The 18234-nt window shown below is 42.8% G+C and carries 14 protein-coding genes; 3 read left to right on the forward strand and 11 right to left on the reverse strand.

Annotation, left to right across the window (positions count from 1 at the left end; all coding sequences use genetic code 11):
• Positions 1 to 483 precede the first annotated feature (483 nt).
• From J0L60_11495 to J0L60_11505, 3 genes are all read left to right on the forward strand, one after another.
• Positions 484 to 2052, forward strand: a complete 1569-nt coding sequence (locus tag J0L60_11495; protein MBN8546742.1) for a T9SS type A sorting domain-containing protein — start codon at positions 484 to 486, stop codon at positions 2050 to 2052.
• 518 nt (positions 2053 to 2570) lie between these two features.
• Positions 2571 to 2810: a hypothetical protein gene (locus J0L60_11500; GenBank protein MBN8546743.1), complete on the forward strand. Its 240-nt coding sequence runs from the start codon at positions 2571 to 2573 to the stop codon at positions 2808 to 2810.
• 2 nt (positions 2811 to 2812) lie between these two features.
• Positions 2813 to 4348, forward strand: coding sequence for a T9SS type A sorting domain-containing protein (locus tag J0L60_11505; GenBank protein ID MBN8546744.1), 1536 nt, complete (start codon positions 2813 to 2815; stop codon positions 4346 to 4348).
• Between the two features lie 112 nt (positions 4349 to 4460).
• On the opposite strand, the gene J0L60_11510 is transcribed toward J0L60_11505, so the two are convergent.
• From J0L60_11510 to J0L60_11560, 11 genes are all read right to left on the reverse strand, one after another.
• A complete protein-coding gene (locus J0L60_11510; protein MBN8546745.1) occupies positions 4461 to 6362 on the reverse strand; it encodes a M1 family metallopeptidase in 1902 nt (633 codons plus the stop codon).
• A gap of 4 nt (positions 6363 to 6366) precedes the next feature.
• A complete protein-coding gene (aroA, locus tag J0L60_11515; GenBank protein ID MBN8546746.1) occupies positions 6367 to 7650 on the reverse strand; it encodes a 3-phosphoshikimate 1-carboxyvinyltransferase in 1284 nt (427 codons plus the stop codon).
• A gap of 101 nt (positions 7651 to 7751) precedes the next feature.
• Positions 7752 to 8306 carry an RNA methyltransferase gene (locus tag J0L60_11520; GenBank protein MBN8546747.1) on the reverse strand — a complete coding sequence of 185 codons (555 nt, stop codon included), beginning with the start codon at positions 8304 to 8306 and terminating at the stop codon, positions 7752 to 7754.
• A gap of 43 nt (positions 8307 to 8349) precedes the next feature.
• Positions 8350 to 8571: a hypothetical protein gene (locus J0L60_11525; GenBank protein ID MBN8546748.1), complete on the reverse strand. Its 222-nt coding sequence runs from the start codon at positions 8569 to 8571 to the stop codon at positions 8350 to 8352.
• Entirely contained in the window at positions 8546 to 9421 is an 876-nt protein-coding gene (gene deoC / locus J0L60_11530) for a deoxyribose-phosphate aldolase (protein MBN8546749.1), read from the reverse strand. Before deoC ends, J0L60_11525 begins: the two co-directional genes overlap by 26 nt.
• A gap of 1 nt (position 9422) precedes the next feature.
• Complete coding sequence (gene folD, locus J0L60_11535; GenBank protein ID MBN8546750.1) at positions 9423 to 10301, reverse strand: bifunctional methylenetetrahydrofolate dehydrogenase/methenyltetrahydrofolate cyclohydrolase FolD; 879 nt, start codon at positions 10299 to 10301, stop codon at positions 9423 to 9425.
• A gap of 1 nt (position 10302) precedes the next feature.
• Positions 10303 to 11112, reverse strand: coding sequence for a TIGR00282 family metallophosphoesterase (locus J0L60_11540; GenBank protein MBN8546751.1), 810 nt, complete (start codon positions 11110 to 11112; stop codon positions 10303 to 10305).
• Positions 11113 to 11297: 185 nt separating this feature from the next.
• Entirely contained in the window at positions 11298 to 13208 is a 1911-nt protein-coding gene (locus tag J0L60_11545; GenBank protein ID MBN8546752.1) for a T9SS type A sorting domain-containing protein, read from the reverse strand.
• Positions 13209 to 13220: 12 nt separating this feature from the next.
• Complete coding sequence (locus J0L60_11550; GenBank protein ID MBN8546753.1) at positions 13221 to 14255, reverse strand: hypothetical protein; 1035 nt, start codon at positions 14253 to 14255, stop codon at positions 13221 to 13223.
• Between the two features lie 123 nt (positions 14256 to 14378).
• Positions 14379 to 16082, reverse strand: a complete 1704-nt coding sequence (locus J0L60_11555) for a T9SS type A sorting domain-containing protein (protein ID MBN8546754.1) — start codon at positions 16080 to 16082, stop codon at positions 14379 to 14381.
• A 177-nt stretch (positions 16083 to 16259) separates the two neighbouring features.
• The gene (locus J0L60_11560; protein MBN8546755.1) at positions 16260 to 17804 is read right to left on the reverse strand and encodes a VCBS repeat-containing protein; all 1545 of its coding nucleotides are present in this window, start codon (positions 17802 to 17804) and stop codon (positions 16260 to 16262) included.
• Positions 17805 to 18234: the final 430 nt, after the last annotated feature.

The raw sequence follows: 18234 nt of genomic DNA on the forward strand, positions 1-18234 counted from the left end.
AGGTCAAATCTCCATTTCCCCCTCCCCTGTTAACCTGTAATCATAAAGTGAAACCCTTCTCAAATATTAGAAAGATAATAATGAGATTTTTGCCGAAATTGAGAAAAACGGTCTTCTCAATATTATGAATAACAGGAATATTAACAGAAAAACCATTTGGCACACTATTTGCTTAAGAGAATAGAGTGAAACTACAGAAACACATAAACGGGAGACAAAAGTACTAACATTGTACTACCCCGGGAGGAGAAACAACAGCAGAGAAAAAACAGAAAAACCAGGGATTGAATAACGATCCCACATTAAATCCCCTTTTGAAGGACGACTCGAAGCGTGCAGGAACAAACCACATTCCGATATTTTCTTCCATACTCCCCTCCTTTAAGAGCTGTACAGGGCAGTTCTCCCATTGAACAGCCTCAATCTATTTATAAGTCAAATTTATCTGACTGAAACATTTATTAAATTGAGAAGATGCTTTATATGAGAAACAGAATTTTATCAGTAATGATTTTAGTTGCCCTGATGAGCCTGGCAACAGAAGCTCAGCTTACCAGAATAGTCTTCAAAAAGTGGGGTAACTATACCAGAATGTTGGGAATTAAAGCCGGGGACCAGAATGGAGACGGAATCAACGACTTCTGGCTTGGGAATCACGATTCTACCGGAAAGGGGTATCTCGAATTGTATTATGGTGGTGATCCTGTGGATACAATTCCCAAGATGAAATTGAGATGCATCGTTAGTTCCAGTTCAATTGCTGCAACAAGTATCGACTTAAATGGTGACACATATAGCGACTTGATTCTCCACCAGCAGCATGGTGAAATCCCCCCGGTGTTGAGGGTCTATTTTGGTGGACCGCTCCTTGATACCATACCCGACATGGTGATTCCATTTCCCGACACGCTTGCCAATTTCGCCATTATATATAATTCAACAAACAGGTGGATCGATTACAATGGTGATGGGCGACAAGAGCTTGTTATAAAGTATCGGTATTCTTATCCTGACAATCGGCCGTTTCTTGCATTCTACAAAACTGGTTCTGAGTTCACAGGCGAACCTTTCAGAAAATGTTATCTTGATTCCAATTATTACATGAGTGATTATTTTAAGTATGAAATGGGGGATATAAATGGTGATGGGTGCACGGATATTTTTGAACTCGCCACTGATCCCGATAACCCCGATAACAATAAACTTCATGTAATCTACGGGAATCCTGCATTCAACTTTGATGATCATTTTGTATTTCAATACAGCAGTGCATATACTGATTTCAGCGAATGGACAGAACTTTTCCCTGACATGGACGGAGACGGAAAGGATGATTTCCTTCATTTAGATTATACGAACCAGTATCCCTATTGGATAGATACAAAAATAACAACAGGTGGTTACCCTCCGTTTGAACATAAACTCGCCTGGAGGGGCTTCAACAGTCAGGAGGCAGGATTTGCATCCTCGCAACCATTACCGAGCCCGGGAGATTTTAACGGTGACGGTAAACCGGAATTTCTTCGGAGTATTGGTTACAGTGAGTGGCTCTGGCTGGGGGGAAATCCTTCAGGGAGAGATATGGTGGCGGATCAGAAATTTTACGGTTACAACGGCAGAGGGATGATCGGGGATGTTACAGGTGACGGGGTTGATGATTTTATCACTTCAACCATTACCAACCCATCTATTATTGAACCGGGTTTTGCTGTAATATTTGCCGGAGACAGAACATTTGTTTCTGTTAATGATGGAGAGGAACCAACCGTACCCAAAACAATCAATGTTGAAGCATTTCCCAACCCTTTTAATCCGTCAACAAGGGTAAGATTTACTGTTCCGACAGCCGGAGTAGTAACATTAACAATCTTCTCGTTGTCCGGGGAGGAACTGGAAAAGCGGGAACTTGGAGAGCGACATCCCGGCAGTCATGAAGAAGAAATAAACCTTAGTTCGAAAAACGCTGCATCGGGAATCTATTTTGCAGAGATTACCCTGAAATCAGGCACTGATGTGAAAAAAGAGAGAGTGAAACTTCAACTATTGAAGTAGCAGAGTAGCGAAGCATCAAAGTAGCATCATAAATTTAAGGCTGCCCTGGTGTAATTATCGGGCAGCCTTTTATTTGTATTATGGCAACATATAATCTGTCTTTAATCTTGAGCCAATATTTTTACAATATTCAGCAAAACTAAATGTAAAAAAATATTTTTTTCCCCTCTTGACTTTAAATAAAATTATGTTTACATTAAATAAAGCTATTTATAATTTATTCCCGGAGCAAACGGAAACAAGCCCATACTAAAAAAGAAGAGTAAAATTCTCTTCCGGTTATTAAGAATCAACCTTTTCAGGGTGTTATCAGGGATAACTCCATTTTTCACATCTCTCATCCCACCCCGGTTAAGCGCACCAGGCAAAAAAATGGTTTACTTTACCATTTAGCTTATCAATTATTGGCAGGACTCATCGTCCGGAAATTAATAAATTAATCTAGAGATTAATATGAAAAAGATAGTCTTAATTTTATTTATACTCGTAATAATAACCCCCCCCATATATATGGGCAAATGGGTAAAACAATATTTCCTTACATCTCCTTCTTTGATGGATATGTAAATTACAGGATACAACCTTACAACTGGGGGCAAGCATTCGACCCTCAAGATCTTCAAATCAGTACAAAGGAACTCAGCACAATGATGGATACCCTTGGCATCACTCATTCTGTTTCATGGGCTGATCAAACAAGTACTGTCCCGAGTGATTACAACCAGCGGCGTAAAATCAAAAATTATGAAGGATATTAAAGATGAAGCACTTCGTTAAATCAATAATTATAACGGTGGTGCTCTGCACCACCGTCTATTCACAGTTGGATTCAGTTGTGTTTGTTAAGTGGGGGTGGCATATAAATACACCATTTCGTGTTTGTGATGATCAGAATGGGGACGGATATAACGACATTTTAATAGCAGATGTTGATAATGGAATTTCGAGTATTAAAATTTACCCCGGGGGTCCATCAATTGATACTATTCCATTATGGCAAGTAAAAATTGATTTTACTGGAGTAACTATTGACATAAACGGGGATGGGCATTTGGATATAGTTACTTTTCCCTATGTGGGAGCAAGCCATCTGGCAGTTTATTATGGTGGTCCTCTGTTGGATACAATCCCTGATTATTTAATCCAGTTTCCTGTTCCCTCTACTGCAACGGGATGGATTGTAAATAGTGCGGGTTCAAAAATTGACATGAACGGAGATGGAATTGAAGAACTTGCATTTTGGTATGGACAATGGCCCAATGACACACTCTATTTTTATGAAACAGGTTCAAAGTTCACGGGTGCACCAAAACAAAGATACGCAGGTGAATTGTTTAATCAAAAAATGGGAACGAGATTAATGTTTGGTGATTTAAATGGAGATGGATGTTCTGATTTATGGATAACATTGAATGATCCATCAGGTAATTACACCAAATCGAGATTTAATGTAATTTATGGTGATCCTGAATTTAGTCTGACAGAAAGATTCAGTTATCAGCATGACGGGACCGGTTACATAATGGACGGATTAACTATTGCTTCAAGGATAATCTCAGATTTTAACGGTGATGGAAAGGATGACTGGCTTAATCCAAACAATGGGCAGTATATCTACTTTTATGGTAATATGGTTAACAGTGGCGGGTATCCACCAACTGAGTTTCCAACTGCGTACAGAGGACTAAATACACAGGACAGGGGAGAACCTAATGGTTTTAATATGAATATCGGTGATGTAAATGGTGACGGGATAAAGGATCTGATGCTCGGTATTGGTTATGATGCACAATGGCTGTGGCTCGGTGGAAAGCCCACTGTTGATAACATCGCCAACATAAAGTTTAATGGAGCCACAGGAAGGGGATTTGTGGGAGATGTAACAGGAGATGGAGTTGATGATTTAGCACTTGTATATGATTATGACGGTAATTCTACGGGATACGGCTATGCAGTAATAGTGGCGGGAGACAGGAATCTGGTATCTGTTCAGGATAATAATCCCTCTTCAGTTCCTTCATCTTTGAAAGTTGAGGCCTATCCCAACCCTTTTAATCCAACAACAAAAATAAAGTACACACTTACCACAACGGGTTTAGTGTCACTTTCAATAGTTAGTGTATCAGGAGAACTGATTGAAAAACGGGAACTCGGCGAAATACCTCCCGGAAGTTATGAACAAGAGATAAACCTCGGTTCGAAAAACGCAGCATCAGGGATCTATTTTGCAGAGATTACCCTGAAATCAGGCACTGAGGTGAAAAAGGAGAGAGTGAAACTTCAACTATTGAAGTAGCAGAGTAGCGAAGCATCAAAGTAGCATCATAAATTTAAGGCTGCCCTGATGTAATTATCGGGCAGCCTTTTTCATTCGCTTTCATAAAAAGTATAAAGGCAGAATTCAATTATTACTTCAACAGATTATCAACTCTGATCACATCGGGTACATTTTCGTCGCCAAGCAGGTAGGATGCACCTTTTCGCAACACAGGCAGGTTGATATTAAGTGATTTTCTACCATCTTTCCATACGAGAGCGGTTTCGGAGTAAATGAGTTTCTTGTTATCACCGTTTATTTCATAAATTCGAACGGGCAACGTGAGTCTGCCTTTGTTTTCAACCACAACCGCCACTTCACCATCACCGGCTCCCTTCCCTTTTGTTTTATCTCCGTCGATTAAACTGAATTTCAATGACATGTCGGGATAATCCCAGTTAAAAAACCATGATTTAAAATACCAGCTAAGGTCTTCACCATAAAAACCGCTCATGGTATTAAAAAAGTCAAAGGGCATGGGGTGCTTTCCGTTCCACAATGAGATATAATATCTCATGGCTTCACGGAATTTCTCTTCACCCATAATATCCTGCAAAAAGAGATAGGCGAGTGAAGGTCTGTTGTAGGCTGCCATTCTGTAGGTTTGTCCTTTAAGTTGAATTGAAGGTACCATAGGCGGCACTTCAAACTCTCGTCCGGCGAGTTCGTCGAAAGCCTTCATCTGGTTTGCTACCGGATTGTATTTCCCGACTTCTTTCTGAAATTTGTAAGGAATCATTCTTGCCCAGCCCTCATCCATAAAAGCATACTTCACTTCATTTGTTCCCATAAAAAACGGGAAATATGTGTGTGCTATTTCGTGCGAAGTGAGCCCTACGGCCGAGGCATACGAATTTTCGGACCCGTCGTTCACCATCATCGGAAACTCCATGCCCCCCTGACCATTAAAGACAGTCATCACAGGGTACGGATAAGGGACACCCGGCAAATCTTCCGAAAAATAGTTTATTGCCTTAACTGCAATGTCAGCAACCTGATAAAAATCTTCCGAATTTTCGTTATAAACTGCTGATACAAAAGCTTTTCTGCCTGTTTTTTTATCCACAATCATGGTTGAAGCATCCCATAGGTAATCAACTGCAGAAGCGAATGCAAAATCAGGAACGAATTTGGCTTTATAATAAAAAGTGTTTTTCCCTTTTTTCGACTTCAGGGCGGTTTTGTTCTCTTTTGTGATGATGTTTACAATCTTTTCAGAGTTCAAAGCCTTTTTCCATGAGTCAAGAATTGCATCTGAATACACTTCTGACGGGTTTTGCAATTCTCCGGTTGCCCAAACAAGGAATCCCTCGGGAACGGTAACTTTTACATCAAAATCTGCGAAATTATTGTAGAATTCCTGATTCATGGTGTAGTTTTGCATGTCCCATCCCTGAAGATCATCATAGACTGACATTTGCGGGTACCAGTAGGCGACAAAGAGGGTTGAATCGCTGTATTTCCCCATTCTGACTCTGGATATCTCCGGAATTTTAGCCTCCCACTTCATTTCAAGCGAAACCTTTGCACCGCTTAACAACGGTGAATCGAGACTGATCGTCATTAATGTGCCCGACCTGTTAATCACCCCGCTTTTTAAATCAATCTCCACACCATCAATTTTCAGGTCGGATATTACAGTGCCGTCATGCACATCTTTTGGATTGATCTGAAAATCCCTCGCTACCCCCTTTTTAAATGCATCCTGATATAATCTCAGAACGAGTTTTGTGAGGTTTTTGGGAAAGTTGTTTTTATACTCGATATTGATTTTCCCTCTGACCACCCCCTCGACGGGAAACAATTCCGCATCGATTTTGTAAGCAACATCGTTCATCACATAATTTTTTCCCGGTTTTCCCTCCGGAGTTCTAAATCCGTTGTTAACCGCCTCTCTGATATTCAGGGGCATATAATCATTTATTTCGAAGTTCTGGGCTAAGCCTGCGAATGACAGGAGAATGATTAACGGAACGATTGCAAACCGGAACATTGTGTCAGTCCTTTTTGGAAATGGAGTCTAATTGATCATAAAAAGCGGGATTCGAAACCGCAACACACTCTGATTGATTTACTTTCCCCCCCTGATTCAGAAGTGCCGCAAGAATTGAAAAAGCCATCGCGATTCTGTGATCGCCGTAGCTTTCAAAAAGGGCAAAATCATCCAAATCCTTTCCGTACAAAAGGAATCCGTCATCATACTCTGCCACTCCCGCACCGCAGAACTGAAGATTTTTCACAATTGCGGAGATTCTGTCTGTCTCTTTCACTCTAAGTTCTTTTGCATTTTTTATCTGAAATCCCCCCTCTGCAAAAAGTCCGGCAATGGTTAAAGCGGGAATTTCATCGATAATAAGGGGAATCTCTTCAGGGTCAATTTCTATATTTATAAGGTCGGATCTTTTAACAAAAATATCGCCCGACTTACCACAGTTTCCCGTCTCTTCCCTGTCCACAATTATTTGACCACCCATTCGTTTCAGAATTTCGATCGCCATTGTCCGCTCAGGCGTAAGAAGAAGATTTTTGATTCTGAGGGTATCCCCCGCTATCAGGGTAAGAACTATGAAGAACATCGCACTTGAAACATCACCCGGAACTGTAAACTCTCCCGGTTTTGGATAGTATGCTTTTGAAACGGTCATTACTTTTCCCGAGGGGTGTGCCTCCCTTGGAATCCCGAGCATCTCCTCGGTATGATTTCTCGTTTCAAAAGGATCAATCAGAGTCAGTTTGCCTCTTCCGAGATGGAGCCCCGCGAGAATCAGTGCACTTTTTACCTGTGCACTCGCCACTTCAAGAGTAATCTCAGCCGATTTGAATTTCCCCTTACTGACCGTCATCGGGAGAGTGTTGCCCGTGAGCTCAATTTTGGCACCAATTTTCTTAAGGGGATTTGCCACCCTCTCCATCGGTCTGCTCCTTAGGGAATCATCACCCGTGAGGGTTGACTCGAAATCCTGTGCAGAAAGAAGTCCTGCCAAAAGTCGTGCGGTTGTCCCTGAATTTCCGGCATCAAGATTTTTCTCAGGCTGTCTGAATCCCTTAAAACCAACCCCCGTTACAACCAGATCATCCCCTCTCTTTTCGAATCCCGCTCCCAGTTCTTTCAGGCAGTTAATGGATGATTCAACATCGGCACTGTGAGAAATATTTTTAACCACAGACTCCCCTTCAGCCATCGCTGCGAAAATCACAGCTCTGTGTGATACCGATTTGTCGCCCGAAAATGTGAGTTCGCCTTTAACTCTTTGTATCTGCTTGATTGTCTTTAAACTCATAATCTTTCCATATTCAGTTCAGCCAAATTTCGACTGATATTTTACTTCTGTTTATCTTGTTTTAATTTTGTTTTAGCAGTGGTATTCTTCCACCTGCGGGGCTATTTCTTCATCCACTTCGAAACCATCTCTTCATATTCATCACCCGGAAGCCGGGACTGCTGATAATGCCCTGCGAGAAGTTTCTGCCTCATCGCCTCATAAACGGAAACTGCAGCGGCAACCGAGGCATTAAGACTTTGAATCATCCCTTTCATGGGAATGTAATAACTGAAATCCGCCTTGGCGAGTGCATCGGGTGAAACACCTCTGTGCTCATTTCCCATCACAAAAGCAACTTTCCGTGTGAAATCGATTTCATAAAGTGATCTCGAATTTTCATCCAGATAACTGGCTGCGATGATAAATCCTTTTTCACGAAGTGAAGAGTAGCAATCATCAACAGTTTTGAATTTTTCAGTCTCCACCCACTTCGACGCTGAAGCTGATGACTTGCCGCCAAGTTTCGGGAATTTTTCGATATTGTAGAGGAGTGACACTTTTTTGATGCCTACAGCATCGCAACTTCTTAGAATTGCACTCACATTGTGGGGGTCGTGTATGTTTTCAAGTACTAAAGTGAGATCATTCTGTCTGTTTGCTGCTACACGAAGAATCTTTTCGCGGCGGGATTGTGTAATTTCGCGGGATTTTTCCAATTTACTTTACGATCAGTTTGTAAATACTAAAGGTGAAGTCGCCCCTCGATTTGTCAAGTTTGAGGCGTTTAATGTCATCAATCTTGAGATAGAAGAGAGCAAGTTCGAGAATCTTGTCCATCACTTCATCCTCGGAATGAGCCCAGCTTTCGCAACCGTGAAGTGAAGGTATCTCGGCGGTAAAGCCGTCGTCAGTCTTAGTAACTACCAGTTCCAGAACCACTGCCACCGCCCGTTACAATTTTTACGCTGGCACTGGCACCAATTCTGTCGGCACCGCTCTCCACCATCGCCTTTGCATCTTCCGTGGTTCTTATTCCACCTGATGCCTTCACTCCGAGTGTGGTACCCACAACCTGCCGCATCAGAGCGACCGCCTGCACCGTTGCACCCCCCTTTGAGAAGCCGGTGGATGTTTTTACATAATTTGCACCTGCCTGTTTGCAGATCAGCGAAGCCTTTACGATCTCCTCATCTGTAAGGAGACATGTCTCAAGGATCACTTTTACAATTATTCTTCTGTTTTTCGCAGGAATCACAATCTGTTGAATGTCTTCAAAAACCTCCCGGTACATCCCCGATTTCAACCAGCCGACATTAATTACCATGTCAAGTTCCTGTGCTCCCTCTGCCATTGCCTGCTCCGCTTCAGCCCTTTTTACTGCTGTCGGGTTTGAACCCAAAGGGAAGCCGATAACGGTACAAACTTTTACTCTCGTCCCCCGAAGCAGGTCGCTGCACAGTTTTACATGGCACGGATTCACACATACACTCGCAAATTCATACTGCTTCGCCTCTGCACAAAGAGTTTTTATTTCTGCAATCGTTGCATCGGGTTTAAGGAGGGTATGGTCAATCATCCTTGCGAGTTCATGATCGCTGAGCTCGTGACCCACACCAATTCCGGCAGAAATTCTTTCCGCACCCGCATTCACAATTTTATTAACTGTAAGTGGTTGAGTTACTACATTTCGCTCCCACCCCTTGCAGGTCTCTGAAGTGCAGTAAAAATCGCTAAGTTTTCTCTCGAGCAGTGCCTGATGCACAATTTTTGAAATTCTGGTTGAATCCATTTTACATTCCGTAATCTTTGAATGCTTTTACTGTGTTTTTTAATAACATTGCGATGGTCATCGGTCCTACACCACCCGGAACGGGGGTAATATACGAGGCGACCTCCGAAACCCCTTCAAAATCGACATCACCCACAAGTCTTGATCCCGTTTTTGAAGTGGCGTCCTCCACTCTGTTTGTCCCCACATCTATAACAACAACTCCCTCTTTTACCATCTCTTTTTTGATAAATTTAGGAACTCCCATTGCCGCTATCAGGATATCCGCCTGCTTTGTGAATACAGAAATATCCCTGGCTGCCGAATGACAAACCGTTACAATTGCATTGGCGAATTTCTTTTTCTGCATCAAAAGAAGTGCGGCAGGTTTGCCTACTATGTTGCTTCTTCCCACCACAACCACATGCTTTCCGGCCGGATCGATTTCATATCTCTTAAGCAGTTCCACAACTCCGGCAGGTGTACACGGAAGAAATGTCGGGTTTCCCGTCACCATCTCTCCCACTGTTTGGGGGTGAAATCCGTCAACATCTTTTTTTGGATCAACCGCCCTGATTATAACATCTTCATTTATCTGCTTTGGAAGAGGCAACTGAACGAGTATCCCGTGGAAATCACGATTTTCATTGTAATATTCAACTGTCTTCAGAAGTTCTTTTTCAGTAGTATCCTCAGGCAGGTTCACAACAACCGAATTTATTCCGACTTCACCACACGATTTATGTTTGTTTCTTACATAAACCTCGCTGGCAGGGTTATTGCCGACTATTATGACTACAAGTCCCGGAACCCTCCCCGTTTTGAGTCTGAGCTCTTCAATCTCAATTTTGAGTTCGGCTTTGATCTCATTGGATACTTTTTTACCGTCGATAAGAATCATATCAGTTTTGTGCTGTTTTATCAAATTCAGGGAATATAAATTTCTCTATCTCCACAGTTTTACCTGTTTCGGTATCAATTTTCAGGAAAACTCCGCAAATATGCACATCTTCAAGAGCTGTCTCATATTTTTGCGGTGTCTGATACAAAAATCTGTTTAGTGCGGGTGCCACCTTCATACCTATTACTGAATTGTAAGGACCCGTCATGCCGACATCAGAAATAAATGCCGTCCCCTGTGGAAAGATTCTTTCGTCATTAGTCTGCACATGCGTATGAGTACCAAGTATGGCAGAAACCTTGCCGTCGAGGTGATACGCAAGTGCCTGCTTTTCGGCTGTCGCTTCGGCGTGAAAATCGACAATTATTACTTTTGTCTCCCCCTTTATTTTGTTTGCAAGAATCCATTCAGCAGATCTGAAGGGACAATCAATTATCGGCATAAATGTTCTGCCCTGAAGATTCAAAACCGCAACCTTCCCTTTCGAAGTCTCGAAAATGTAGTGTCCGTTGCCGTGGGCACCCCTCGGGTAGTTCTGAGGTCTCAAAACGCGGGGTTCATTTTTAAAATATTCCTGAGCCTGAGGTTTATCCCAAGTGTGGTTTCCCCCGGTTATAACTCTCACCCCCAAATTGAAAAGTGCCTCTCCCTCTTTTGGAAGAATCCCTTTTCCGTCGTTTGTGTTTTCCCCGTTAACTATTATTGCATCGGTTTTATATTTTTGTTGAAATGTCGGCAGCCATGTGAGAACCATTTCAAAACCCGGTTTCCCCACGATGTCTCCGATAAACAATATGTTGATTGTCGCCATAAATTTCCTTAATCTGAATCCTAAATATAGCAAAAATTAGAGTATCGATTGTCGGGTTGGAACGATATCATATTTGGAACCAAAGTCGAAACAAAAAAGGCTGCCCCCCTGTAGAACTTCAGAACTCCGGAACTTCAGAACCTCAGTAACTCCGATGCGCCGCGGCGCACTGAAATTCTGAGGTTCTATTTCAAAAGTACCATCTTCCGGCTCTGAATATATACGGGGATGTTCCTCTCACTTTCAACCACATTGATGCGATAGATATATACCCCGCTCGCAACCCCTCCGGATTTACTGCCCGGTGCTGCAATATCTTCCGCGGTTACCGTCAGCGAATAATATCCCCCCTCCTGTTCCTTGTTTATCATCGTCTTCACCAGTTCACCACTCGAGTTGTAGATATCAAGCCGTACCCTCGACCTTGTTTTTAGTTTATACTCTATCGTTGTGGAAGGGTTAAAAGGATTCGGATAGTTCTGATAAAGATGATAATCCTCTGAAATAATATCTCCCTCATCAACCGATACGGGTACTATTCCCGTCTCCTCACTCGCATCACTCTTTAGATTCTGGTTATCTACTGCCTTTACCTTAAAAAAGACAGGTTTGTTATACGGTTTCTTGTGTACGAAGTTAAACAGTGTATCCGTACCGTTCCAGATCATCTTCGTTGTGTCGGGGGTGAATCCTCTTGTGCTGTCGGCATATACCTCATATCTGTTCAGGTCTGATTCCGTGTTTGGTCTCCATGAGAGTTCATAGATTCCCTGTGTACCCGTGGAGCGGAGTTTCACTCTCGCCGGAACACGGGGAGCATAATCCTGGTATGTATAACTTTCACCATACGGTCCACCGTAGAAACCGATATCGCTTCTCGTACCGTCCCTGTCGAGTATCGTTGAGTCTCCCGCATCTATAAGGGGGGAATACATCTGGAGATGAAAATCGATGTCGGGGAAGTCACCGTAATCCTTCACAAACATCGGATTAACATACAGATTCCCGCTGTTGACAAGTGGTGGCTGAGTTCCGCTAATCGGGGTGGGTACATTCCAGAAACAGTTATTGTTTACCTTCAGATTGGGAGAGCTGTTCCAGATACCTTTATCAAACCCGTAAACCACATTATTGGTAAAGGTTACATTGCCTGAGGAGACCATGAAGTCTTTGCGGTAATCCCAGCCGGGACCCTCTGAAATGCAAAACACATTGGTGAAGAATGACATGGTGCCGGTTGCAGGTACAAAAGGGTTGTCATCAGAGTTGTAGGATTTTGTATAAAAGAGATTGTTAGAGAATTCGACCCGGGGGTCAACTGTTAACGCTGTGGTGTATAACTGATTGTAAAAATCGGAGGAAACAAATGGTTTTGTAAATATGTTATTTCTGAAAAAAAAGCGGGGATAAAACAGTCCATTATTTATAAAATGTCGCATTGAGTATAATGGATGAACAAGAAGATTATTTTGAAAATAAATAGTATCTATCCCATGACTGTCGAAACCCGTATAAAGAAATGTATGTACATTTAGCATTATATTGTCGCTGATAATCCCTTTATTGATGTAAACTCCACTCCCAAAATTGAATAATTTACAGTTAGAGATCAGAACTCCGGACGCGTAAACCATGAAAGATGTGTCCCCAAACGCCGTTTGTATCAAAGAATCACTCACACCGGTAGCATTCCCCTTAAGAGTAAAATTGGAAACAGATAAAGAATCGGATACATCTATTGCAAAGTGAAACAGATATTGCGGGCGAATCATCCCCTGGCAATCAAGAATTGTCGTCTCCATATTTTCACCAATTATTGCTATATACGGTGGTATACCCTGCAGAAATTCCCTATAAACCCCCGCTCCGACATAAATAGTGTCACCTCTTTGACAGACATTCACACATTTCTGAATGCTGTCAGATGCAGTTGCCCAGGATGTGTAGGGCGGTTGTGGGGTCAGGTTACCCGCTTTTACATAGCGGATAGTACCGAACATATTTGTGTTAATACTCAGCAAAAAGATTACAGTTATGATGAGTGTCCTCATGACTCTGACGCTGCTTTCACTTATCATGACCGCACTTCTTTCCATCTTGTTTCCCTTTTACCTCTCATGCCGCAAGATGATATTATTGGATGATGTCCGTAAAGGGCTCTGCAGTTTCTTAACCGGTTGTACCAGTCCCTCTTTGTAAAGATATGCGATTGATTCCCCGAGTATTTGTATCGCATCATAATTATCCACTGAATTGGGAGCCGGTATTTCAATCTCATAATCCCCGACCAGGGATGTAAATGAAGCATTTATATTATCATCTGTTTGTAACGATTTGAGATAATACAAAAGACGGCTCATTCTTTCGGAACTTCCTGTCGGCGAAAAGTAATTTTCCCAAATAAACGAATCTGAAACTTCAATACTCTCAACGGCATATAATTCACGGGTGGTTTTGTTTTCCAATTCAAACTCTATTCCCAGGAGTTTCTTTCCGGAGGTGTGGTTTCCGGCAAACTCAACAGGGGAGGTGTTGTCTTCAAGAAAGCCAAGTTTATAAGAAATGTAGCAAAGATTTGTATTAACCAGTTCCCCTGAACGGACTGCATGAGATATCACAGAATCCTTCACCAGACCCCCGTCTTCATAGTGAATGATTACTTTTGCAAGACACAGAGTATCATAAGGCCTTCTGATCCCGTCCCCGTTCGACAGTCTTCTCAAATGGAAATCAACTCTGTAGCTGATGGTATCAAGGCACCTCTCATTTGCCGGTACCCTGTATCTGGTAACCTGTCTGTAGCCTCTTTCTTCCCGGTACGGAAAGGTTTGCAAAACGGTAGGACCATATATTATCTTTGAATTTAAGGGTGCATTCAGGTTGGTCCGGTAATACTTCCCTTCCAGAAGTGTGTCTTTCCCGGATTGATGACGGAGTTCGAGACGATGGGCACTTGTGACGGGAGTGAAGGCTTTCCAATTCTTGTGATATGCATTGGAAAAATAAAAAATCCAGTCCATGCTTTCTATTCGCCCGGCACTAAAGAAATTGAAATTTTCAATCCTGCTCTGAGGAAAACCCGCTATCATCATAAATATCATGAAAGACAGGGTCTTGACTAAAAATTTGTTTCTTTTTATCATATTAATTCCTGCGAATAAAAAATATCCTGTGTCTGAAAATAATCAATTTTTTGGGAGAAAACAGTTTCAGAACCTCAGTAACTCCGAAGTTCTGAGGTTCTGAAATTCCGAGGTTCCGGATTTCTACTTATTCACCACCATCTTAATTGCAGCCGAGTGGTTGCCTGATTCCAGGTGGAAGATATAAACGCCCGAGGGGAGACCTGTTGCATTGAACTTCAGTTGGTGGCTGCCGGCAGAGGTTTCACCGTCGATCAGGGTTGCCACTTCTCGCCCGAGGATATCGTAAACAACACCCTTTGCATATCCTTTTGATGGCAATGAGAACCGGATAACTGTTTCAGGGTTGAAGGGATTAGGGTAGTTCTGACCCAGGTTGAATTCTGCAGGGAGCGTTCCCGTGGTTTCCTCAATGCCGAGCGGTACATCCGCAGTGCCGAGATGAACGCGGTTAAGTATTGTATCATAAGCGGCACGCGTAACCGTGATCGAGTTGAACTGATCGCTTCCCCTGCCGATAATGATACCCGTGTGGAAGGTTGCCGTGCTGCCGGCGGATAGATTAAACCTGCCCGATGACACTATATTCCTTTTATCGGCAAGGTGATTATCGATCCACCCGGTATTGGCAACAGGGTCGCCGGAGTAGATCAGTCTGTTATCGATGCCAGCGCACGGAACACCACCTCTTACTTCACCCCACTGCCAGTTGCAGGGATCCATCGGGTCACCCGAGGGGCGTTTCCCCTCCATGTAGTTGCGGAGCTGCGAAGTGGTGAGGAAGTCTCCCTGTGTGGGGTGGGAGCTCAGGAACATTATGCTTCCCGTTACTCCGGAGTTTTTTGCTCCCGGGACATACTGTTTCGGGAAAGGTTTGCCGAAGTGGAGCACCGCGCTGTCGAGGGGGATATCGGTACCGGGATCGTAAACACCGTTGTTGTTGTTGTCGGTGAAGGTTTCTCCGGGGATAAAGACAGGGGTTCCGAGCAGGAATGAGTGGAATACCGCGGGAGGGTTGTTGCCAAACTGACTGTCGGATGTCCGGTTGTAGTAGTATGCCGAGTTTCTCGCCACATCGGTACCCGAGAGGTCGTCGGAGTAGTTCCCAAGGTCGGTGTCTGAGTACATTCCGAATATCATATCCGAAAGATCCTGTACAACACTTCCCGTGTTTTTCACTTCATACCTGAAGAAGACGGCATCACGGATCTCTGCGACATCCGAATGGGGGAATGCATATACCGTCTGCATCACTTCAATTCCCATCGGGAGAACATCTTTGAACTTTCGCAGGGCGGTGTCGGCAGCATCGTTGAAAATACACCAGACGGAGATCTCACCGAGTATTTCGGGCATGTCCTCGTTTGGATCCCATTTGCCGTTGCTGTTCAGATCGACGGGGTTATAGTTGCCGTCGTTGTTGCCGTCCCAATAACGGGCACCGAGGGCGACTGCGTCCCTCCAGTTCTGCCAGCTTGTACCGAAAGCGGGATCGTTGAGGGAGACCACATAAAGCCGGTTCTTGGGGTCATTTGAGGGTGTGCCGGCTTTCCCGGGGATGAAGTCCCACACACGGGCGGCGGACATCACGCCGTTAGCCCAGAGGGTTGAGTTCTTAATGCCGGAGAGGGCAAAACCGCCCGAGTAGATGGTGGAAATGCCGTCATACTTCACTCCTGAACTTCCGTTTACCGTCACTTCACCTATCACACCCCGGTTGTCCAAAGGCAGTTTTATCCGCCCCGTGTTAAGCTCATACACGCTTTGGGCTGTGAGCAGGGTGGCCATGCTTACAAGGAATAACAATGTGCTGTAAAATTGTTTCATTTGGGTTCCTCCCACTGATTGTTAAGGAATAAATTCTTTGCTATGCTATTAAGAAAATACACATCAAAAAAAAAAAAAACAAAGTACCGTGATAAAATAGGCAAAAAACAGTGACCTAAAATATCTGCAGGCGGAATTGCACCTATCTTGCTACTTTTGAATGTCAGTTGTTTTTTATTACTTCAAATATTGAATTTTCGCATTTTTGTTTTGATGTCTACCCCCTTTCTCATGATCAAGTGAAATTATATATATCCCTGATGATATGTTCAGTTCTTTGAGATCAATCTTCTCGGTTGTAATACCGGCTGCTAATTCGATTCCCTTTTTTATCAGTTCCTTTCCTGTTGTGTTGTATAGCCTCAATTCTGCATATCCCGGGTAATTACTCGTTATTTCAACCGATAATTCACCCCGTGTTGGATTTGGGTACGCTTTTAATGTTATTTCTTCTTTTTGCTCAGTTGCAAGTTCCCCATCTTCAATTGCCATCGCAACTCTCTCACCACTCATTATATAAAAAGTGCCGGGCTGTGCATATGTTGCACCGTTCGTTCCTATTCCAATGTCATCAAGTCCGTCGCCATTTACATCTCCAACCCTGCCCAGGATGTTGAATGAATTCCCGTAATATCTGATTGGTGTATCATCAATCTTGTGTTTACCTCCCACAAACAATCGGCCACCAGAACCATCAAGTGATGATAAAAAGTCTCCATACCCGTCGCCGTTTACATCGCCTACCGAGCAGGTATGATAAAATCCCTGATTCTGTGTGTTAAATCCTTCTTCGGGTATATAATCAGGTTGCCTTGAGCCATGACTGATTGCCATTATATACCAATATGGATACTTAAATTTCGTGTCATAAAATACAATGTCTGCTTTACCGTCCTTGTTGATATCTTCAATGATTCTATTCGTATAAACCACAGCAGATGAATCTAATATTTTAACTGTATCCTGAAATGAGAAGTCAGATCTCCCAAACACAAAACCCCTTCGGGTAAAATTCATCGGAATCGAAGGGCTTTTGAGAATAAAAGATAAATCAGTTCTTCCATCTCCGTCAAGATCACCACTCGTGATTTCATAACCCCATATTGTCTCATTTGGATAAAATGTTGCAATCTTGTCGGGGATCGAATCCATCTCCGGAGACGAATTGTATATCAGAATTGCCCCTTTACCGCCATACATGTCGTATGCATAGGCAACCATTTCTTCATAACCGTCCCCGTTAAAATCTACCGGCCAGTCACCTCCCACAAATCTTAGATTGCCAATTATCTGTTCTGGTGCTTGAAATATTAAATCGGGAATTGTATCCATCATTGGGCCGCCAAGATATATCTTTAAGGTTAATGGACGGGTATTGAATGTTGTCACTATCAAATCCCTGTATCCGTCACGATTGTAATCACATGCTGAAATGTGGTATGGAAGATACCCTATGAAAGGTATTTCGAAAACAGGCACCGAATCTACAGGATTACCACCATGAAAAAGCAAAGCTTTTGCATTCCAATTAGAAGTAGAAGCTGTAATAAGGACAAAATCATCACAGCCATCATCATTCTGATCCCCCATATAGAGGACAGCCTTGGGTTGGTAAATATCATCTCGTGCGAATATTATTGAGTCAAACTGGGCCACCGCAGTGAAACTCAACAAAAAAACTAACCCGGGCAGTAGCATCAACGATTTAAGGTATTTACTCATAATATTTTCCAAAAAGATTAAGTATCTAAATAACGATCTAAAGGCATCTTAATTGCTTAAAATGTCTTAGTGCTTCAAACTTGGTTTTGTAAAGGTTTCCCGGAGAAGAACCACATGGGTGGTTCGCTTCAGGGTGTGGAAGGTACATTACGATAGACTATTTGCTCTTAAAGGGACCGGTAAAAATCCTTGAACATCCTGCCGGATAACTTGCAATAACCGGACAAATTTTGCCCCGGTTATTATATTTCCTGCTTTTACATTTCTCTCCCGTGATTAATGATATCCTAAAAATAAATTACAAATTTTTGTAATTAATGTCAAGAGACCAAAAGAATATTTTTAACATGTGTTATTACACCAATAATTGAAATTTATTTCAACACAGATGTTTTTAAAAAGGCTGCCCCCCTCTCAAAACAGCCCTGAA

This window comes from Ignavibacteria bacterium (genome assembly GCA_017302895.1).
GTDB lineage: Bacteria > Bacteroidota > Ignavibacteria > Ignavibacteriales > Ignavibacteriaceae > UTCHB3.